The sequence below is a fragment of the Leifsonia sp. 10L418 genome, from assembly GCF_056395445.1.
Genome location: NZ_JBFTJN010000005.1, coordinates 203,082 through 223,128, shown reverse-complemented (window position 1 = coordinate 223,128; position 20,047 = coordinate 203,082). Strand labels below are relative to the sequence as shown.

Here is a 20,047-nt window from a genome sequence, read left to right as displayed (position 1 = left end):
CCCTAGACCTCTTCCAACTCCGTGCGCAGCGCGTCACGACTCTCCGCCGCGATGCTCTTAGTGTCGGTGTCGGGCTCGAACCGCACCGTCTCGACGGGATCGTCGTCGAGACCGAATCCGTGGTCGATGTTCCAGCTGACCCAGACCTCGGCACCCTCGTGAGCGACAGGGCCGAATGCCATGTTCTGCGCAAAGACGATCACGGAGCCGACCCCGGCCACCTCGACGAGGTACTGGGTGCTCACTCCGCTGAAGGACACGTCGACGACCCGTCCGGGTCCGAGCAAGTTACGACCCGAATCGACGGCCGGATCCTCGGTGTGCAGGCTGAGCTTCTCCGGACGCACACCGACGGTGATCTCCCCGGCGTGACGGTGGGCCCGTTTCGTCGGAACCACGACGCGTGTTCCTGCGACATCGACCGCGATCGACGTGCTCGTGTTCCCGACAACCGGGCCCACGAACAAGTTCGACTGGCCGAGGAAGTTGGCCACAAATGTGGTCTTCGGAAGCTCGTAGAGCTGCTCGGGGGCGCCCATCTGTTCGATCTTGCCCTTGTTCATGACCGCGACGGTGTCGGCCATGGTCATGGCCTCCTCCTGATCGTGGGTCACATGCAGGAAGGTGAGACCGACCTCTTCTTGAATGGTCTTCAATTCAAGCTGCATCTGACGACGCAGCTTGAGGTCGAGGGCGCCGAGCGGCTCGTCGAGCAGCAACAGCGCCGGACGGTTGACCAGCGCGCGGGCGAGCGCCACCCGCTGCTGTTGCCCACCGGACAGCTGAATGGGCTTGCGACTGGCGAGATGGTCGAGCTCGACCAGACGCAACGCCTCGTGAGCCTTGGCGATCGGGTCACCGATCTTGCGTCGACGCAACCCGAACGCCACGTTCTCGAGCACGGTCATGTGCGGGAAGAGTGCGTAGCTTTGGAACACCGTGTTCACCGGGCGCTGGTATGGCTTCTGTCCCGTGACATCCTTGCCACCGATCAGGATGCGCCCATTGCTGGGGTCTTCGAGACCGGCGACCAAGCGCAGCGTCGTCGTCTTGCCGCAGCCGGAGGGGCCGAGCAGCGCGAAGAACGATCCGGCCGGAATCGTCAGGTCAAGGTGCTCGATGGCGGTGAAACCGGGGAACCGCTTCTGGATTCCGACGAGTTCGAGGTCCGCGCCGCTTTCGGCAAATGTGCCACTGGCCACCGCTCAGGCCCCAAGCAGGATCTGCTGGAACGCAGCGTCATACTTCTGCTCCTCGGCCGGACTGAGGTTGCGGAAGACGTGCGCGTTGGACAGCGTGGCCTCGTCGGGGAAGATGAGCTGGTTGTTCGCCAACTCGGGGTCGATGGCCATTGCTGCTTCCTTGGCTCCGACGACCGGCGTGATGTAGTTCACGTACGCCGCAACCTCGGCCGCCACCTCTGGCTCGTAGTAGTAGTTGATCAGGGCCTCGACGTTTGCCTTGCGCGGGGATCCGATTGGAACCAGGAAGTTGTCGTTCCAGAGCGTGCCGCCGGTATCGGGAATGATGAACTCCCACTTGTCACCGTTCTCGGCGTTCAACTGGGTGATGTCGCCCGACCAGACAATTGCGGCCAGGGTGTCGCCGTTGACGAGGTCTTCTTTGTAGGAGTTGCCCTTGATGTTACGAATCTGACCGTCGGTGACCTGCTTCTGCAGAAGATCGATCGCGGTGTTGTACTCGTCGTCGCCCCATTTGCCCGCAATGTCGACTCCGTTGGACTGCATGAGCACGCCCATCGTGTCGCGCATCTCGGAGAGAGTGCCGACACGCCCCTTGAGATCGGGGGCCCACAGTTCTTCGACCGAGTGCACGCCGTCCGGAAGCTTCTCTTTGTTCCAGCAGATCCCGGCGAACCCGCCCTGCCACGGCACCGACATCTTGCGGCCAGGGTCAAAGCCGACGTCGACGAGTGCCGGCGTGAGATTGGCGAGGTTGGGGATGTTTGCGTGGTCCAGCTCCTGCGTGTAACCCATCCGGATCATCCGGCCGACCATCCAGTCGGTCAGACACACGGCGTCTGCACCGATGTCCTGGCCGAGCGCGAGCTGATCCTTGACCTTGCCGTAGTAGGTGTTGTTGTCATCGACGGCTTCGGTGTAGGCGACCTTGATGCCGGTTTCTTTGGCGAAGGCGTCGAGCGTCGGGTAGTTGCCTGCATCGTCGATGTCGATGTAAAGCGCCCAGTTGTCCCAACGCAGTGTCTTGTCAGATGCGGACTTGTCGACTGCAGCGGTGGGCTTGGCCGAGGGAGTTCCGGTCGAACAGGCGGCGAGCGCCAGTGCTGCCGCGCCTGCGCCGGCCCCGGCGAGAAGCGTGCGTCGCCCCATCTGTGAGCTCTGCGCCATGCGCACAAGCTGGGCGATCATCGGATCCGCGGGCAACGGTTTCGGGCTCATGGACTGCTCTCCTCGGGATGACGACGCGGACGAACGACTCTCTCGCTTCTTTGCGAGTGGACTGATCCTGGCACAGTGAAGGCTTCAGATCACAGAAAAACGACCAAATCGTTAACTTCCGCCGCCAGAAATCGCGAAATCGGCATCCGGACAGAAAATTACATTCGAAATCACGCGAAGCCCGGCGTAGGCTGCTTTCATCACCAGGCAGAGTACTGAACAGTGTCGTTCCAGAGCCGAAGGATTGAAATGAAGATCGCGATCCCGTCCGAAATCAAGAACAACGAGTTTCGTGTTGCGATCACCCCGGCGGGGGTGCACGAACTTGTTTCCAACGGACACGAAGTCGTCATTGAGACCGGGGCCGGCCTCGGCTCCTCTATCACCGATGCAAGCTACGAGGCGGCCGGTGCCACGATCCTGCCCGACGCGGAAGCTACCTGGGCGGCAGCCGACCTGCTCCTCAAAGTCAAAGAGCCCGTCGCCGCCGAGTACGGCTATTTTCGCCCCGATCTGGTGCTCTTCACCTACCTGCATCTCGCTGCAGAACCCGAGCTCACGGCGGCTCTGCTCGCCAGCGGAGTCACGGCGATCGCCTATGAAACCGTGCAGCTTCCCTCGCGGGCCCTCCCCTTGCTCGCTCCGATGAGCGAGGTCGCCGGCCGGCTTGCGCCGATTGTCGGCGCGAACGTGATGCTCAAGCCGAATGGGGGTCCCGGCCTGTTGGTTCCGGGGGTTCCCGGCACCCATCCGGCCAAGATCACCGTGCTCGGGGGCGGCGTCGCCGGAACCGCGGCGATGCAGGTTGCCCTCGGGCTCGGCGCCGAGGTGACAGTACTCGACACCAATCTGTTCCGGCTCCGCGAGCTCGACGCCCTGAACTTCGGCCGGGTCAAGACAATCGCGTCGAACAGTTTCGAGATCGACAAGGCCGTCGTCGAATCGGACATGGTCATCGGCTCCGTGCTGATTCCCGGCGCGAAGGCGCCCAAACTGGTCAGCAACGAACTCGTCTCACGGATGCGGCCCGGCAGCGTTCTGGTCGACATCGCCGTTGATCAGGGCGGATGCTTCGCCGACTCGCATCCCACCACTCACGCCGACCCCACCTTCACGGTGCACCAATCGCTGTTCTATTGCGTCGCGAATATGCCGGGGGCGGTGCCTCACACCTCGACCTACGCGTTGACGAATGCGACGCTGCCCTATGTCAGAGCGCTGGCAAACCGGGGCTGGAAAGACGCGCTGCGGGCCGATGCGGCTTTGGCGTTGGGCCTCAACACCTTCGGTGGATTGGTGACGAATGCCGCTGTCGCTGTGGCGAACGGCGTCGCGAACACCGAACTTTCGGTGATTCTCGCCTAGTCCGCCGTCGAGCAAGGCGGTGACGGCTGGGTGCTACCGGCCGATCAGCGCAGTGAGCGATGCCCGTCGCACGTGTCCGTCGGGGCCCACCACCCAGACACGCTCCCGCGCGGGGGCGAGCGGCGGCGGAAGTTGACGACGCCGACTGATCTGTCGAAAATCGGTCAGTCCGCAGCCGTCGAACACCATTGTCGACCGGGGCCGGAGCGATTGGAGCAGCGCCCACTCCCCCTGCCAGGCGTCGGCATCGCCGACGAACACCGTGCTCGTCGCCGACCGGCTGATCTCGAGATGGTCGGATGCAGCGCCGCTTCCGCCGAGCTCGACGACGACATCGGCGAGCGCCGACCGGCGAAATCGTTCGGCAGACCGGGCGGGTGCACCGGCCACCACGATGAGGTTGCGCGGCAGTGCTGTGGTGAGCTGCAGTGTTGTGGTGGGAACGAGTGGGAGGGCATCGGAGTGCGGCACTGCCTCCGACTGTCGCTCGTCACATTCTGTCGCGGTGAGGAGTTGGATCCGCCTCTGGTCCCAGACTCCGCCACCCGGAGGCAGGTTCGGGTCAAACCGCTCGGCGGGGCCGCCGACCGACAGATAGTCCTCGCGGCTTGTCGCTCGGAGAAGCAACCGGTTCTGGCACAGTGTCGGCATGAGTTGGAGCCCGTTGGCCACCCGTTGGACCGACACAACGCAGGTGATGCCGGCCGCGGCGCCATCCCGCAGCACTGCGGCCAGCATGTCGAGTGCGGCGAGCCGATGTTCGGGCTCCCAGCGCGCCAGAACCGAGTCAAAATCGTCGAGGAGCAGGAGCACCAACCGCGTGCGCCCGGGTGCAGTTCCCTCAATGTCGCCGTGCGCCGCCTGGTCGCCGAGACCGGCGCTGGACCGCTGATGCGCGCGTTCGAGAAGATCCCAGGCACGCTCAACGTCGGCGCCGGCGCGCTCGACGGCGAGCCCGGCGGCCACGGCCTCGCGCTCGATCAACGCGAGGGCCGTGGTCTTCCCGGAGCCTGACGCGCCCACCACCAGTACATGTCCGTCGACGGCGGGGCTGTACCGCGCGACCCGATAGCGCTGGCGGTCGGGCTCGTCCAGCAGTCCAAGGATGACGGACGGAGCGGCTGAAGTCGGTGCGGCGGAGATTGCCGCGACCGACGTCGCCGCGATGTCGGATTCGGTTCCGATCAGCTCAGTCAACAACTCCGGCGTCAGCTGCGTCGGAAGCGGTTCGAGCCATGGTCGCCTGCTCGGAATGCCGACGCTCTGGGAAACAACAATTGCAGCGATGTCGCTCTGACTCGCAGCGGCAACCTGTAGGAGCACCGCGGCCCCGTCGCCCGTGTCGACATACGCGCGTCCGGGAGAAACCGGCGACAACCCGGCCGCCGCATCCGTGCCGAGAAGGGCCAGGCTGTCGGCCGGATTGTTTACTCTCAGCGAGATGCGCAGGCTGCAGTTGGCGAGCAGCGCGTCGCGCACCACACCCGCCGGCCGCTGGGTGCAGAGGATCAGATGCACGCCGAGGGAGCGCCCCCGGGCAGCGATGTCGACGAAGAGTGCGTGAAGCGCGGGAAAGGCATCGAGCATGGTGGCGAACTCGTCGACCACGATCACGAGCCGGGGCATCGTCGGCGCCCGAACGTCGTCGATGTCGCGGGCCTCGGCGTCACGCAGAATGCGTTCCCGCTGGCGGAGCTCGGCGGTCAGGCTCGCCAGTGCCCGCGCCGCCTCCCCCGCCTCGAGATCGGTGACCAATCCGACGCAGTGCGGCAGGGCGGCCAAGGGGCTGAACGCGGCGCCTCCTTTGAAATCCACGAGAAGGAAGTTCACTTCGCTCACGGTGCGGGTGGCCGCCATGGCCAGGACCCAGGTCACCAAGAGTTCACTTTTGCCGCTCCCGGTCGTGCCGCCGACGACGGCATGCGGTCCATTCCGTACGAGATCGAGCGAGGTCGCCCCCTGCGCGCTGTGGCCGATTGTGCACGCCAGTCCGTGCGGCTGTGCTGCCCCCGATTGCTGATCGAGCAGTCCGAACTCGACTCTGCCCGGCAGAGTGCTGCGGGCGGGGAGGAGACCCGACGCCCGCGCGCGCTGCTGAAGCCCCGCCGCGAACCGGCCGGCCTCGGTCGTGGCGACGAGTTCAGGCCGAAAGAGCAGTCCGCGCGGCTGTGCGGCCGAGCGCATGATTTCTGCGCGGTCGGGCCCGTGCACGTGCACGATGGTTTCGCACCCGGGCGGGAGCGCGGTGATGCCGGTCGCCACGGCGAGTAGCATCCGCTCGCCGGAGGCGCGGACCGTCGGTTCGCCGAGCGGTTCGCCCTGCTCCCAGATAACCAACTCGCGCTCGGCGCGGGGCGATTCAGCGTGGGGCAACTCGGTCGCCCAGTCCCAGCCTTCGGCGGGGACAGTCAGGCCGCAGCGTGTCGGCGGCAGCACAGCGCTCAATTGGATGACAAGCGCGCGGGCCAGAGCCCGCGCGAGAGGGAGGGAGCCGACAACTCCGATTCCGTGCATCGCGTCGACGACGATCGGCGCCTCGGTGAGGGTGGCGATTTCGAGCGAGAGCGCCTGATGCGCCGGCGTGGACTCCACGCCGTCAAGGTGGGGGCCACCGTCAATCGAGCCGCTTCCAAGACTGACTTCCGTCACGCCGTCCGACGGCCAATACGCCGCGTGGTCGTGTGTCGCGAGGACGCGGGCCGCCGACGGCGTGTGCTCCCAGCGGTCGCTGCGGAGCAGCTTCTGCTGTTCATCGGCAAGAGCCCGGAGGTTTGTGACGGCCGCGTCGTATTCGACAGCTCCCCGACGCCGGGCACGCCGACGGGTGCGACGCCCGTCACACAGACTTGCCACCGCCATCACGGGGCTCAGCCCGGCGAAGACGAGAGCGAACACCGAGCCGGTGAGGCCCCAGATCACCGCTGCAGCGAAGAGCGGGGCGACGCTGGCGATCAGTGGAAATCCGGCGGGTGGCGGCTCAGCCGGAACAGCCGGCAGTCGCAGTGGAGGAAGGGAGCGGGTCACCCGACCAGAACATCAGGTGCTCGGATGCCGCGCCGGCCGGTGGGCCGCTCGGTGGAAGAACGTGTCTACGGCGATGATGGGGAGGAAGCCGAATCGGCTGCCCGCGAAGCTCAGCCCAGGACGAAGAACTGGTCGCCGATCTCCACGCGGGAGCCGCGTGCGACGAGGTAGCGCCGTCCGGGTTCGCATCGCAACACCGAGTCGTCGTGGCGCCTGATCACCGTGCCGTTGCCGGACATCCGGTCGTTGATCCAGAATTCGCCGTTGTGCTGACCGAACTCCAGGTGCGACTTTGAGACGGACATGCTCACATCGTGAATCTGCACGAAGTGATCGAACGTCTCGTCGGGCTGCGCGCTGGGGCGCCGTCCGAGCAGACCGGTTCCCGCGACAACGACCTGCTCGCCGGTGCTGAACTGCAGCACGAAGTGCGCGGCGGGCCCGGCCGGCGTCGGCTCTGGCTCCGGAACCGGCTGCTGCGGCGGCGGCGAAGCAGCTTCCGGCACTCGCACCGTCTCAACGAGAGGCTGGGCCAGCGGCTGAGCGAGCGGCTCCGAGTGCGGCGCCGGCACTGATTCGGGATGCCGGGTTGATTCGTCAGACAGTCCGGAGACCGGATCAATCGGCATCCGATACGGAATGGAGAAGACTGCCGATTGCGGCGGCAAGGGCTGGATGATGGTGGTGTCACCCGCGGAAGGGTCGGAACGCTTGCGGCTGAGCGGTGTGGCGGTGGTCGAACTGCCGCATTCACCACAGAACATTGCACGATCGGGCAGAGACGCCCCACAGATCTGACAGGTCATGGCGGTTCCTCTCCGGTTCGCAGTCTTCCTAGCGTACCGACACTGGTGAGCGAAACCGCCCGGCGCGGCGTCCGGTCGAAACTGTGTCGGGCTACTCGGGGTTCGCGGCAGCCGAGCTGACGTCGAGCACGTCGACGACGACGACAGTCACGTTGTCCCGACCGCCGTTCTCGAGTGCTGCGGCCACAAGCGCCTCGACGGCGTCTTCAGCGTTTGGGTTGCTGAGAAGAAAATGACGGATGCCGTAGGCGGTGAGTTCCTTCGTCAGCCCGTCCGAGCAGACCAGCAGGCGCATGCCGGCCTGAACCGGCAGGATGCGGTAGTCGGGGATCGGAGGCTCGTGGAATCCCACGGCACGGGTGATGACATTGCCCTGCGGGTGCACATCAGCTTCTTCGCGGGTGATGCGTCCCGAATCAACGAGTTCCTGCACCACCGAGTGGTCGACGGTGACCTGTTCGAGCACGCCGGAGACGAGTTGGTAGACCCGGGAGTCACCGATGTTGAAAACAATCCAGGCCGCAGCATCGGCCACGATGCCGAGTCCGACGCCGGTTGCGGTGGTGCCGGTGCCCTGGTCGGTGACGCCGACCCCCTTGGCCATGTCTTCGACAGCCAGGCTCAGCGAACCGGTGATGCCTTCGGCCGTGACGATGCTTTCGCCGCCGTGCTCGGCGAGCCGGGTGACGACGGCCGCACTTGCCACCTCGCCGGCGGAGTGCCCGCCCATTCCGTCAGCGACGGCGAAGATCGGCGGAAGCGCAACATAGCTGTCTTCGTTGGCCTCGCGACGGTGCCCGGTATCGGTGCGCGATGCCCAGGCCAGGGTGAGAGTCGTCTCGACTGAGGGCAAGACAATTGTGTGGCTGAGTGAGCCTTGACCGATCTGGGTCACGGGTGGTGCCTTCCGACTTCGCCTCATACGCCACATCGCGCTACCGTTCGCTCGCGGGGAGGATCTCGATGATATTACCGTCCCCAACGTCCACCGTCGTACCGGGCACCGCCACCACGGCCGTTCCGGGGCGCATCTTGTCTCTGCGGCCGTCGGGGTGAGTGAGGGTCGAACCGTTGGTGGAGTTGAGGTCTGTCACGACAACCCTCTCACCGTCGAGACGAATTTCAAGGTGCGTCGCCGATACGGCTGACGTGGGCGAGGCGAGTGGAATGAGCGTGATCCTTTCGGTGTGAGCGTCGGTGCGCGTCGCAGAGTCGGTGTGCTGCTGACGCGGGCGCCGCCCGAGGAGAAAAACTGAATCGATGCGACGCTCGTCACCGGCCGGAAGACGGAGGCCGAACCAGGTGCCGGCCGCCGCCGGCTCCACGCCGGATGCGCCGGCCCGACGGGTCGAGATATCGTCGGTCCGGACATCCGTCAGCGACCAGATGAGCGAGGTGCCGGAGATGGTTCCGATGCCGATGGGTACGCTCTGTCGTCGGTCGGCGACGGTTGTCGACGCTCCCGCGCTCAGGGGAACGATGTCGATACCGACGACAGCTTGAAACTCAGCCAGAAGCCACGGCCGGATGTCTTGGTCGCTGAATCGACGGGATCCGCCCACTGAGAAGACCTCGGCGGCGATCTCGCCTTTCACGACGATCGAGACGGGAACGCCGTCATCGTCAACGGGTGTCCCCGGAACAACAACGATGAAGCTCTCAATTTTGTGCTCACCGGCAAGTGGCAGCAAGGCGACCAGAGTCTCCAGCTGCACCACCGGCCGGTCAGTCTGGTCGCTCAGCTTCTCGAGAACAGCAGCCGAGGTAGAGGCCGGGAGGGCGACAAAAAAACCCTGACCGATGACAAACGTCCAGTCAGCAGGTTGGCCGGGGGCGTGCACGCACCGAAGAGTTCCGTGAACCATTCGCGGTTATCGCCCTCGACGCTGGAGGACATGACGTACGACATATTCTCCGTCGAAGTGGCGCAGGTCTCGCGTGCTCATGATTTCAATGCTCTCTGTGCAAACCAGGGCGTACCGGACATAGTGGCGCAGAGTTGACCGCGCCGTCCTGATCATTGTAACGGGGTGGCCTCCGAGACCGCAGGACGGGCATTTCTAAGGAATTCGCAGCATTTTTGCGCTTCAACCACGGAATCGCTTGCTGAAGGACACTCTCGCTGACACAATCGATGCATGAACTCACAAGGCCGTGGCCCGGCAGGCAAGCCGGTGCAGCTTGACGATGTCTCGAAGAAGATCATCGAGCAGTTGCAAGCTGACGGTCGCCGCTCCTATGCAGAAATCGGAAAAGCCGTTGGCCTTAGCGAGGCCGCGGTGAGGCAGCGAGTTCAGAAGTTGACGGATGCCGGCGTCATGCAGGTCGTCGCCGTCACGGACCCGATGCAACTGGGCTTCTACCGCCAGGCAATGATCGGAATCCGTGCGACCGGCGATACCCGCGTTCTCGCCGACAAGCTGGCTGCCATTCCGGCAGTCGACTACGTGGTTCTCACCGCCGGATCATTCGACATCCTCGCCGAGGTCGTCTGCGAAGACGATGATGAGCTGCTGACACTGCTCAACCTGAAGATTCGCAATCTGGAGGGCGTCTCCTCCACCGAGACTTTCGTCTATCTCAAACTCCACAAACAGCTCTACAACTGGGGAACACGATAAAAATGAGTAATTCAGAACCAACCATTTACAGCGAAGCCGAAAATGCAGCGATGCAGCAGAAGGCCAAGGATCACCTCTGGATGCACTTTGCACGCCAGTCGGTGATGGAATCCGGCGCCGGTGTGCCGATCATCACCAAGGGTGAGGGTCACCACATCTGGGACTCGCGGGGCAAGAAGTACATCGACGGGCTCAGCGGCCTCTTCGTGGTGAACGCCGGCCACGGCCGCAAGCGCCTCGCCGAAGTCGCCCGCAAGCAGGCGGAGGAGCTCGCGTTCTTCCCGATCTGGTCGTACGCCCACCCGAGCGCGATCGACCTGGCTGACCGCCTGGCCGACTACGCACCCGGCGACCTCAACCGAGTGTTCTTCTCGACCGGCGGCGGCGAGGCTGTCGAGACCGCATTCAAGCTGGCGAAGTATTACTGGAAGCTGCAGGGTCGTCCGACCAAGCACAAGGTCATTTCCCGCAACGTCGCCTACCACGGCACCCCGCAGGGCGCTCTGGCGATCACCGGCATCCCCGCGATGAAGGAAATGTTCGAGCCGGTCACCCCCGGTGGCTTCCGCGTTCCGAACACCAACTTCTACCGTGCCGACGAGATGGCCCCTGGCCTCGGCCTCGGCGACGACCTCGAGACGTTCGGTCTGTGGGCCGCGAACCGCATCGAAGAGATGATTCAGTTCGAAGGTCCGGAGACCGTCGCCGCCGTCTTCCTGGAGCCGGTGCAGAACTCGGGTGGCTGCTTCCCGCCTCCCCCCGGATACTTCAAGCGCGTGCGCGAGATCTGCGACAAGTACGACGTGCTGCTGGTCGCCGACGAGGTCATCACCGCCTTCGGCCGTATCGGAAACATGTTCGCCTCGACCACGTTCGGCATCGAGCCCGACATGATCACCTGCGCGAAGGGTATGACGAGCGGCTACTCGCCGATCGGTGCCACCATCGTCAGCGAGAAGATCTACGAACCGTTCAAGCACGGCGACACCGCGTTCTACCACGGCTACACCTTCGCCGGACACCCGGTGTCGTCGGCTGTGGCGCTCGCCAACCTCGACATTTTCGAGGAAGAGAAGCTCAACGAGAACGTGCGCGAGAACTCGCCGATCTTCCGTGCCGAGCTCGAAAAGCTGCTCGATCTTCCGATCGTCGGCGACGTGCGCGGTGAGGGCTACTTCTTCGGCATCGAGCTGGTCAAGGACAAGGCGACCAAGGAGACGTTCAACGACGAAGAGTCGGAGCGCCTGCTGCGTGGCTTCCTGTCGAAGGCGCTCTTCGACGCCGGCCTGTACTGCCGTGCCGACGACCGGGGCGACCCCGTCGTTCAGCTCGCTCCCCCGCTGACCATTGGTCCGTCGGAGATCCGCGAGATCGGTCAGATCCTCAACGAGGTGCTGACCGAGGCGTCCAACCACCTCTAGACCAGTCACCTCCCGGTCGCCGATTCGCCGAGGATCGCCGTTTCTTCCGAGAATTCCCGTTTCAACGTGGATTCTCGGCCGAAACGGCGATCCTCGGCTTTTTTCGTGGGCGGGCGGCATCAGGAGTTCGGCACGGCGTACGCCCATTCGGGCAGATGGCCGGAGCCGATCAGCGTGTTCAGAAGCAGCGCCATGCCGTACTCGCGGTCGATGGTGAGCGCCTCGTCGAGGAACATTCCCGCGACGGATCCCCCGCCGAGAGCCCAGGATAACCAGGCGAGCATGCACAGCGGCGCCGGTCGCATGGCCCGTGGGGCCAGCGCGACCGCGGTCTTCAATAGTTCGATCGCGCGTTCCACCCGGTCCGGATCCGGACGTTCGGAGCTGAGACCGAGGATGAGGTCGCTCCCGCCGTCACCGCCGGCGGCGTCACGGAGCAGATCACCCGGCATCCCGTCGAGGGTGTTGCCGAACGCACCGGTCGGCGCGGTCGCCCGTCTGGCTTGACGCGCGTCATCCTCGGCACGCACGATCTCGTCGAGGCTCAGCCCCGTCGTGCGCTGGAGCCAGGCGTACCGGAGGTTCGTTTCGTTCAGGAGCACGCCGACGTCACGTCCGAAGGCGAACTGCAGCATCATCTGGTCGCGCTGGGCCGGACCGTGGGCCAGAAAGAGCAACGCTGCGGCGTTCTGCGCATCCAACGCAGCGGCGTCCCAGCCCAGGGCCTCCTCGACGATCTCCACCGGGTCGAGCACGCCTTTGTAGAGCATCATCAGGTCGAGAGCGGCCTCCTCGCCATCGAGGGCGCGACGATAGCGCCGCAGCAATCGGGCGCAGCGCTCTTTTGTCGGCTTGTCGACCCGTGGCAGTTCGGCGCCGCTCCGCAGCACCGCGAGCGGCCGCGTGGCGTGTTCGGGCATCTCGGAATGGATGCTCGAGCCTGTGATCTCCGAGAGCGGATGCCCGCCGGCTTCGGGCTCCAGAAACGAGGCGAATGCATCCTCACCGACGCAGAGCGCATCACGCACCAGAAATCCCGATGCCTCGGCCCGGTCGAGCACCCTGCCGACAAACGAGGTGTGGGGAAGAGGGTTGGCCGCGGCGATCTTTTCGTCCGTGTAGACGACCGGAACCACTGCGTCGGCCCCACGAATCTTGCAGACCATGCCGATGAGCGTTGTCGCAATGCGTTTGTGCACGGCCGTGGACTCGTCGGGGGCGGGAAGGTTGAACCGCATCGCCCCGCAGGTTCGATTGCCGCGGAACGCGACGAGAACCATGCTCTGCTCGGGCAAGAACCCGACCAGCTGGGGCACAAGCGCGAGGAAGTCACAGGCTGCGTGCGCCTTGACAATCGTCGCGGAGGAGGGAAGGGAACGCGCTGAGTTTTCTGACATGCCCCCACTGTGCCGAGAGGGGCCGCCCCGATCGGGGCAGCCCCTGCATGTGTGAATAACTCGGGCTCTCAGCGGCTGTGCACAACCGCGCTCCGACTACACCTCGTCGGCGACCGGCGCGGCGAACTGAGCGTTGTAGAGGTCGAAGTAGGCGCCTTCGGCGGCGAGGAGTTCCGCATGGTTGCCCTGCTCGACGATGCGTCCCGCCTCCATCACCAGAATGAGATCGGCGTCGCGAATGGTCGACAGGCGGTGCGCGATCACGAAGCTCGTGCGGTCGGCGCGCAGCGCACTCATCGCCTTCTGCACAAGCACCTCGGTCCGGGTGTCGACCGAGCTCGTCGCCTCATCGAGGATGAGCACGCTCGGCCGGGCGAGGAACGCCCGGGCGATCGTGAGCAACTGCTTTTCGCCGGCGCTGACATTTCCACCCTCATCGTCGAGCACCGTGTCATAACCGTTCGGCAGGGAGTGCACGAACCGGTCGACGTAGGTGGCGCGTGCCGCATCGAGGATCTCCTCCTCCGTCGCATCCGGCCGGCCGTAGGCGATGTTGTCGCGGATGGTGCCGCCGAAGAGCCACGTGTCTTGCAACACCATGCCCATCCGACCGCGCAAGTCGTCGCGCGTCATCCGGGAGACGTCGACGCCGTCGAGAGTGATTCGTCCGGAATCGATCTCGTAGAACCGCATCATCAGGTTGACCAGTGTGGTCTTGCCCGCGCCGGTCGGACCGACGATCGCCACCGTCTGCCCGGGTTCGGCGACCAAACTGAGGTCGGCGATCAAGGGCTTGTCCTCCGAGTAGCTGAACGAGACATCCTCGAAGACGAGGCGCCCCTCCACCGCCGTCGGAGACTCGGGCTCGTCGGGATCGGGGCTCTGCTCGTCGGCGTCCAGAAGTTCGAACACACGCTCGGAGGATGCGACACCCGACTGCAGCAGGTTGGCCATCGACCCGAGCTGTGCCAGCGGCTGGGTGAACTGGCGGGAGTACTGGATGAACGCCTGGATATCGCCCAGTTGCAGCGCCCCTGAGGCGACCTGCAAGCCACCGACCACCGCGATCGCCACATAGACGAGGTTTCCGATGAAGGTCATCGACGGCATGATCATGCCGCTGACGAACTGCGCGCCGAAGCTGGCTTCGTACAGTTCGTCGTTCTTCTGGTGAAAGCGCTCCTCCACCTCGTGCTGACGCCCGAACACCTTGACCAGGGCGTGCCCGGTGAAGGTCTCTTCGATCTGGCCGTTCAGAGTACCCGTGTGAGTCCACTGCGCGACGAACAGCTTCTGGGAACGCTTGGCGATCAGCATCGTGACCACCAGGGTGAGCGGGATCGTCACGATCGCGATGAGCGAGAGCAGCGGCGAGATGATCAACATCATCACCAGAACGCCGACAACGGTCAGAAGTGACGTCACCGCCTGGCTCAGCGTCTGCTGCATCGTCTGGGAGATATTGTCGACGTCGTTGGTGACCCGGCTGAGCAACTCGCCGCGCTGCATGCCATCGAAGTAGCGCAGCGGGAGCCGGTTGATCTTCGACTCGACGTCTTCACGCAAGGTGAACATCGTGCGCTGCACGACGCCGTTCAGCACGTAGGCCTGCAACCAGGCGAAGACGGAGGAGAGGATGTACAGCACCAGCACCCACATCAGCACATTGGAGAGCGCAGCGAAGTCGATACCCATCCCAGGGGTCAACGTCATCCCGCTCAGCATGTCGGCCTGAGAAGTCTTGCCGGCCGCCTGCAATCCGGCGATCACCTGTTCTTGCGTAGCGCCGGCGGGCAGTGACTTCGAGACCACGCCGGAGAAAATGAGGTTGGTTCCCTCGCCGAGAAGCTTCGGCCCCAGCACCGCGAAGGTGACGCTGACGACGGCGAGAAGCAGAACCAGCCAGAGCCAGAGCCGTTCCGGCCGAAGCGTGCCGAGCAACCGTTTTGCGCTGGGTCCGAAGTTCATTGACTTCTCGGCGGGAAGGCTCATCCCTCCGCCGAAGGGACCGCCGCCTCCTGGTCCACGCCGCACCGGGGGGCGAGCGGGCTCGCGGTCTTCGTTTGACTCGCTCATGCTGCTTCCTCCGCGGTCAGCTGGGATGCCACGATCTCTTGGTAGGTCTCCGAGGTTTCGAGCAGCTCGGTGTGAGTGCCGTGCCCGACGATTCGGCCGTCTTCGAGAACCAGGATTTGATCGGCGTCGATGATGCTCGACACCCGCTGCGCGATGATGATCATCGTCGCCCCTGCCACGTTGGCCTTGAGCGCCAAGCGGAGCTTCGCATCCGTCGCCAGGTCAAGCGCGGAGAACGAGTCGTCGAAGATATAGATCGGCGGTTTCTTCACGAGCGCCCGGGCGATCGCGAGTCTCTGCCGTTGGCCGCCCGACACGTTGGTGCCGCCCTGTGAGATCGGTGCATCGAGTTCGCCGTCCATCTCGCTGACGAAATCAATCGCCTGTGCCGTCGCGAGCGATTGCCAGAGTTCGTCCTCGGTGGCATCGGGTCGGCCGTACTGCAGATTGCTGCGCACCGTTCCCGAGAACAGGTAGGGCTTTTGCGGAATCAGGCCGATGTAGCTCCAGAGCAGGTCTTGACTCATCTCCCTGATGTCGACGCCGTCGATCAGTACGGCCCCGGTTGTCACGTCGAACAGGCGCGGCATCAGGTTCACCAACGTCGTCTTGCCCGACCCCGTGCTGCCGATGATGGCGGTGGTCTGCCCGGCTCGTGCAATGAAGCTGATGTTGCTCAGCACCGGCTGTTCGGCGCCCGGGTAGGAGAAGCCGACGTCGAGCATTTCAAGCTCGCCCTCTCCGCTCGTCTCCGTGACCGGGTTCGTCGCCGGAACGACACTGGTCGAGGTGCCGAGCACTTCGCCGATGCGGTCGGCGCAGACCGCCGCGCGAGGAATCATGACGAACATGAAGGTGGCCATCATCACCGCCATCAGAATCTGCATCAGGTAGCTGAGGAAGGCGATCAACGTGCCGACCTGCATTGAGCCGTCTTCGATCCGGAACGCTCCGAACCAGATCACCGCGACACTCGACACGTTCAGCACGAGCATCACCGTCGGGAACATCAAGGCCATCAGGCGGCCGGCCTTCAGAGCGACCTCCGTGACATCCGCGTTCGCCTTCGAGAAGCGCTCGGTCTCGACGTCTTCGCGTACGAAGGCACGCACCACACGGATGCCGGTGAGCTGTTCGCGCAGCACGCGGTTGACGGTGTCGATGCGCACCTGCATCTTGCGAAACTGCGGAACCATGCGGGTCACGATCAGGCTGACCGCGATCAGCAGGATCGGAACGCTCACCGCAATCAGCCAGGACAGCTGAATGTCTTGTCGCATGGCCATGATGATTCCGCCGATGCAGAGGATCGGCGCGGCGACCATCAGGGTGGCCGTCACCAGAACCAGCATCTGCACTTGCTGAACATCATTCGTCGAACGGGTGATCAGCGACGGCGCCCCGAAACGGGTCACCTCCTGCTCGGAGAACTCCCCCACCCGCGTGAACACCTCTCGGCGCAGGTCGCGTCCGAGCGCCATCGCCGCCTTCGCCCCGAAATAGACGGCGGCGATCGCGCAGGCGATCTGCACCAGGGTGATGCCGAGCATCAACGCGCCCGTGCTCATGATGTATTCGGTGTCACCCTTGGACACGCCGTTGTCGATGATGTCGGCGTTCAGCGTGGGCAGGTAGAGCGAGGCGATCGACTGAGCGGTCTGAAAGACGATCACAGCGACGAGTAGCGGCCAGTACGGCCGCAGGTGGTGCACAAGCAATTTCCAAAGCACGTGAATCTCCTAGTTCGAGACGTGGTCGGCCGGTCGGCCCGTGATGCCGTACAGGATGAGCGCGGCGATTTCGGCGTCGTCGAACGGTTGACCGTTGCGAATCTGCGGAATCGACGCGGCCAGAGCGATCATGCGCACGATCTGGGCCACTCGCTCCGGGTCAACGTTCAACCGCGGCGCATCCTGTGCCAAGGATCGAGTGATGATCTCGGCAAATTCACGCCGCCCATCGTCGCGGTGCGGGGGCGGCCCGGTCGAGCCGAGGGCGCTCATGAGGGTGAACACCGTCGTGAATCGCTCGCGCATGAGCGTGACGATCGCGGTGATGCGCTCGTCGAGCGGGAGTTCGAGGTCGACGAGTCGCAGCCGAGCCCGGAACGGCTCTGGATCGAGGTGACGATCGATGGCCGCCTGAATGAGTTCTTCTTTGCTCCCGAAGGCGCGAAAAATAGTGCCCTCGGCGATGCCGGCGCACTCGGCGATCTGCTTGGTTGTCACCGCGCGGCCGTGCAGCAGCAGGAGCGGAGTGACAACCTCGATGAGCATCGCCTGACGGTCTTCAACCGACAGGGCGGGGGCCCGTGCACTCTTCTCTGCCGCAACAGTCTCTGTTGCCAGCTTCTCAACCATGGGGCGAGCGTAATTGAGTGAGCGCTCACTCACAAGGATTCTGTATGGACACTCAGGTCAGGCTGAGGCGAACAAGTTCGAGATCCAGGCGATGTCGTCGGCACTGGGCTTCCACGCCGTTGCGGCCTCCGCATTCTGCACGATCTGCTCCGGCCTGGTTGCTCCGGCGATCACACTGGTGAGGCCGGGCTGCGCAAGAAGCCAGGCGAGCGTTGCGGCGAGCATGCTCACTCCGCGCTCGGCGCAGAATGCCTCATACTTTTCGATCAGGTCCCAGGGCGCCTGCTCGGCCAGGTGCGGACGGATGCGCATGATCCGACTGTCGGCCGGCCCGCCGTTGCGGCTGAACTTGCCGGTGAAGAGACCGTTGTAGAGCGGGAAGAACGGCAAGAAGCCGAGCCCGTAGGCATTTATTGCTGGAAGCACCTCTGCCTCAGCACCGCGCACCAGAAGGCTGTACTCGTTCTGTGAAGAGATGAACTTGGGGTGCCCGTTGAGCTCAGCGGTGAACTCAGCCTCGGCGATCTGCCAGCCGGCCAGATTCGAATGACCGATGTAACGGATCTTGCCCTCAGTAATCAGATCGTCGAGGGTCGACAGCGTCTCTTCGATCGGAGTGTTGGGGTCGGGAACATGCAGCTGGTACAGGTCGATCCAGTCAGTCTGCAGACGACGGAGCGACGCCTCGACGGCGAGACGGATGTAGCGGCGTGAGCCACGCGCGTTCCAGTCGGGACCGTTCAGGCCGCCCATGTCCATGCCGAACTTCGACGCAAGCACGATCTTGTCGCGTTTGCCCTTCAACGAATGACCCATCAGAGTCTCGCTCAGACCGCGCTCCGCACCGTAGATGTCAGCGGTGTCGAAGAATGTGACTCCGGTATCGATGGCCGCATCGATGACCGCGCTGGTGCCGATCTGTCCCTCGGACGCCGTTCCGGTGCGCCCGAAGTTGTTGCAGCCCAGTCCGATCGTCGAGACGATCAGTCCAGAGTTGCCGAGCCTGCGATAGTCGATTTCAGCCATGCCTCAACCCTAACGCCGCCTGCTCCCCCGCCGACCGAGGCGCGTTCTCCACCACACCGAGGTGACGGATGTTGTCCACCGAACGGCTGCGCGGCAGGCGGAGTGCGTCGGCCGCTGCGTACCGTCGGCGACATGACGACACCACACCCCGCGCTTCAGCGCATGACAAGTCCCCTCGGAAGAATCGAACTCACCGCAGATGACGGGCAGCTTCTGACCGTGAAGATCGGCTATGCCGACCAACTCCCTCTCGACGCTTTTCCTGAGCGCCCTTCCCCGCTGCTCGAGACTGCCGTGCAGCAGCTCAGCGAGTACTTCGCCGGAACCCGCATGACGTTTGACATTCCGCTGCAACTGGGCGGCGGAACTGAGTTTCAGAAACGAGTCTGGGCGGCACTGAGGGACGTGCCGTTCGGCTCGGCGACCAGCTACGGTGCGATTGCTCAGGCGGTCGGCCAGCCGGGTGCCGGGCGTTCGGTCGGTGGGGCCATCGCGGCGAACCCACTCCCCCTGTTCGTCGGCTGCCACCGGGTTCTCTCCGTCTCCGGCGAGATCACGGGCTACAGCCAGGGCGCCGGCGTGGTGACCAAGGCGTGGCTCCTGACACACGAGAAGATCCCGTTTTTAGTTGCCCCGCCACGAATCGAACCCGACCCGGTCGGAGTCATCTTCGACGTGGTCTGACACGGTCGGCTTGAATAGATTCACGAGCCGCCGCCCGGTCGGGTCGATGCGACTCAGACCGAAACGGGAGCCCGAATCAGGCGCGTTTCGCCGCCACGATCTGCTCGACCACGAGCTCGAGCTCGCCCGGAGCCCCCGCCTGCAGTTGGAACCCGGCCGACGGCGCCCAGAGCAGCAGTTCGTCAACCGTTGCGAAATCGCGTCGGCTCTTCAGAAGCGCCCGGGTGAACTCGCCCTTGGACTTCTTGTTGAAATGGTTGAGCGCACGCTTCTGACCGTCGGCGGCTTCGGTGACGACGCGCAGAAAGTAGGATTCCGCGCGCTTCGGCACTGGGCCGAGAGCCACGTAGGCCTCGGAGCGCAGGTCGAGCACCAGACCAGGCGTCTCGGCGAGGGCCGAAGCGACCGCTGCACTCCAGTGCTTCTTCAGTGCGACGGCGGGAAGACGCGAGTCGTGGGAAAAACGATAGGCGGGAACGAGGTCGAGCGCCCGGATCGGCCCGAACAGAGCCGAGTGCACAAGCAGGTGGCGACCGGCGAATTCACGGTCTGCCGCGTCGAGGCTCCCCGCGTCGAGCGCATCGTAGAGAACTCCGGTGTACCGGTCGATCGCGGGCATCGTCGGCGAGGTGGCCACGGCCTTGTTGCGGTCGATCTCGGCCAGCTGCGTGCGGCCGAGCTTGAGAGCCTTCACCGAGGCATCCGTGTCGTGGGCGAGATCGACAAGGGCGCGCACGAGGGCGCTGCGTTTGTCGTTCAGCGCCGGATAAGCGAAAGCGGCGACCCGAAGGGGGCCGCCGCTTCCGCCGTCGCGCTTCGTTTCAGAAGGCGGAAGCAGTACCAGCAC

At 64.5% G+C, this 20,047-nt stretch carries 16 protein-coding genes; 4 read left to right on the top strand and 12 right to left on the bottom strand.

Translation table 11 applies throughout. The annotated features are described in order from the left end of the window. Positions 1-2 precede the first annotated feature (2 nt). Positions 3-1,202 carry an ABC transporter ATP-binding protein gene (locus AC1DCF_RS12700; RefSeq protein WP_477211313.1) on the bottom strand — a complete coding sequence of 400 codons (1,200 nt, stop codon included), beginning with the start codon at positions 1,200-1,202 and terminating at the stop codon, positions 3-5. Between the two features lie 3 nt (positions 1,203-1,205). Next, positions 1,206-2,420: an ABC transporter substrate-binding protein gene (locus AC1DCF_RS12695; RefSeq protein WP_477211312.1), complete on the bottom strand. Its 1,215-nt coding sequence runs from the start codon at positions 2,418-2,420 to the stop codon at positions 1,206-1,208. Between the two features lie 249 nt (positions 2,421-2,669). On the opposite strand from AC1DCF_RS12695, the gene ald reads away from it, so the two are divergent. Further along, entirely contained in the window at positions 2,670-3,785 is a 1,116-nt protein-coding gene (gene ald, locus AC1DCF_RS12690; RefSeq protein WP_477211311.1) for an alanine dehydrogenase, read from the top strand. A 33-nt stretch (positions 3,786-3,818) separates the two neighbouring features. On the opposite strand, the gene AC1DCF_RS12685 is transcribed toward ald, so the two are convergent. From AC1DCF_RS12685 to AC1DCF_RS12670, 4 genes are all read right to left on the bottom strand, one after another. Continuing rightward, entirely contained in the window at positions 3,819-6,809 is a 2,991-nt protein-coding gene (locus AC1DCF_RS12685; protein WP_477211310.1) for an FtsK/SpoIIIE domain-containing protein, read from the bottom strand. 110 nt (positions 6,810-6,919) lie between these two features. After that, complete coding sequence (locus AC1DCF_RS12680) at positions 6,920-7,615, bottom strand: FHA domain-containing protein (protein ID WP_477211309.1); 696 nt, start codon at positions 7,613-7,615, stop codon at positions 6,920-6,922. A 91-nt stretch (positions 7,616-7,706) separates the two neighbouring features. Then, the gene (locus tag AC1DCF_RS12675) at positions 7,707-8,510 is read right to left on the bottom strand and encodes a PP2C family protein-serine/threonine phosphatase (RefSeq protein ID WP_477211308.1); all 804 of its coding nucleotides are present in this window, start codon (positions 8,508-8,510) and stop codon (positions 7,707-7,709) included. 40 nt (positions 8,511-8,550) lie between these two features. Next, complete coding sequence (locus tag AC1DCF_RS12670) at positions 8,551-9,456, bottom strand: FHA domain-containing protein (protein WP_477211307.1); 906 nt, start codon at positions 9,454-9,456, stop codon at positions 8,551-8,553. Positions 9,457-9,753: 297 nt separating this feature from the next. On the opposite strand from AC1DCF_RS12670, the gene AC1DCF_RS12665 reads away from it, so the two are divergent. Continuing rightward, positions 9,754-10,236 carry an Lrp/AsnC family transcriptional regulator gene (locus AC1DCF_RS12665; RefSeq protein WP_441791209.1) on the top strand — a complete coding sequence of 161 codons (483 nt, stop codon included), beginning with the start codon at positions 9,754-9,756 and terminating at the stop codon, positions 10,234-10,236. 2 nt (positions 10,237-10,238) lie between these two features. Beyond that, on the top strand, positions 10,239-11,657 hold the full coding sequence (locus AC1DCF_RS12660; RefSeq protein ID WP_441791210.1) for an aspartate aminotransferase family protein: 1,419 nt from the start codon (positions 10,239-10,241) through the stop codon (positions 11,655-11,657). Positions 11,658-11,776: 119 nt separating this feature from the next. Here AC1DCF_RS12660 and AC1DCF_RS12655 read toward each other — a convergent pair whose 3' ends face one another. The 5 genes from AC1DCF_RS12655 to AC1DCF_RS12635 all read right to left on the bottom strand — a co-directional run bounded on the left by AC1DCF_RS12655 (position 11,777) and on the right by AC1DCF_RS12635 (position 18,516). Further along, positions 11,777-13,054 carry a DUF4192 family protein gene (locus AC1DCF_RS12655; protein WP_477211306.1) on the bottom strand — a complete coding sequence of 426 codons (1,278 nt, stop codon included), beginning with the start codon at positions 13,052-13,054 and terminating at the stop codon, positions 11,777-11,779. A 96-nt stretch (positions 13,055-13,150) separates the two neighbouring features. Then, positions 13,151-15,130 carry an ABC transporter ATP-binding protein gene (locus AC1DCF_RS12650; protein ID WP_477211305.1) on the bottom strand — a complete coding sequence of 660 codons (1,980 nt, stop codon included), beginning with the start codon at positions 15,128-15,130 and terminating at the stop codon, positions 13,151-13,153. After that, positions 15,127-16,860, bottom strand: a complete 1,734-nt coding sequence (locus tag AC1DCF_RS12645) for an ABC transporter ATP-binding protein (protein WP_477211304.1) — start codon at positions 16,858-16,860, stop codon at positions 15,127-15,129. Before AC1DCF_RS12645 ends, AC1DCF_RS12650 begins: the two co-directional genes overlap by 4 nt. Positions 16,861-16,869: 9 nt before the next feature. Next, entirely contained in the window at positions 16,870-17,490 is a 621-nt protein-coding gene (locus AC1DCF_RS12640; protein ID WP_441791214.1) for a TetR/AcrR family transcriptional regulator, read from the bottom strand. 57 nt (positions 17,491-17,547) lie between these two features. Next, complete coding sequence (locus AC1DCF_RS12635) at positions 17,548-18,516, bottom strand: aldo/keto reductase (protein WP_477211303.1); 969 nt, start codon at positions 18,514-18,516, stop codon at positions 17,548-17,550. Between the two features lie 132 nt (positions 18,517-18,648). Here AC1DCF_RS12635 and AC1DCF_RS12630 point away from each other — a divergent pair, with 132 nt between their 5' ends. After that, positions 18,649-19,200 (top strand): methylated-DNA--[protein]-cysteine S-methyltransferase, encoded by a 552-nt coding sequence (locus AC1DCF_RS12630; RefSeq protein ID WP_477211302.1) that lies wholly within the window; start codon positions 18,649-18,651, stop codon positions 19,198-19,200. 76 nt (positions 19,201-19,276) lie between these two features. Here AC1DCF_RS12630 and AC1DCF_RS12625 read toward each other — a convergent pair whose 3' ends face one another. Further along, the gene (locus tag AC1DCF_RS12625; RefSeq protein WP_477211301.1) at positions 19,277-20,047 is read right to left on the bottom strand and encodes a YaaA family protein; all 771 of its coding nucleotides are present in this window, start codon (positions 20,045-20,047) and stop codon (positions 19,277-19,279) included.

What these genes read in the sequence shown, in the direction of transcription:
- AC1DCF_RS12650 (WP_477211305.1), bottom strand. Translation starts at nt 15,130, where the DNA reads ATGAGCGAGTCAAACGAAGACCGCGAGCCCGCTCGCCCCCCGGTGCGG.
- AC1DCF_RS12630 (WP_477211302.1), top strand. Translation starts at nt 18,649, where the DNA reads ATGACGACACCACACCCCGCGCTTCAGCGCATGACAAGTCCCCTCGGA.
- AC1DCF_RS12665 (WP_441791209.1), top strand. Translation starts at nt 9,754, where the DNA reads ATGAACTCACAAGGCCGTGGCCCGGCAGGCAAGCCGGTGCAGCTTGAC.
- AC1DCF_RS12680 (WP_477211309.1), bottom strand. Translation starts at nt 7,615, where the DNA reads ATGACCTGTCAGATCTGTGGGGCGTCTCTGCCCGATCGTGCAATGTTC.
- AC1DCF_RS12695 (WP_477211312.1), bottom strand. Translation starts at nt 2,420, where the DNA reads ATGAGCCCGAAACCGTTGCCCGCGGATCCGATGATCGCCCAGCTTGTG.
- AC1DCF_RS12640 (WP_441791214.1), bottom strand. Translation starts at nt 17,490, where the DNA reads ATGGTTGAGAAGCTGGCAACAGAGACTGTTGCGGCAGAGAAGAGTGCA.
- AC1DCF_RS12635 (WP_477211303.1), bottom strand. Translation starts at nt 18,516, where the DNA reads ATGGCTGAAATCGACTATCGCAGGCTCGGCAACTCTGGACTGATCGTC.
- AC1DCF_RS12655 (WP_477211306.1), bottom strand. Translation starts at nt 13,054, where the DNA reads ATGTCAGAAAACTCAGCGCGTTCCCTTCCCTCCTCCGCGACGATTGTC.
- ald (WP_477211311.1), top strand. Translation starts at nt 2,670, where the DNA reads ATGAAGATCGCGATCCCGTCCGAAATCAAGAACAACGAGTTTCGTGTT.
- AC1DCF_RS12660 (WP_441791210.1), top strand. Translation starts at nt 10,239, where the DNA reads ATGAGTAATTCAGAACCAACCATTTACAGCGAAGCCGAAAATGCAGCG.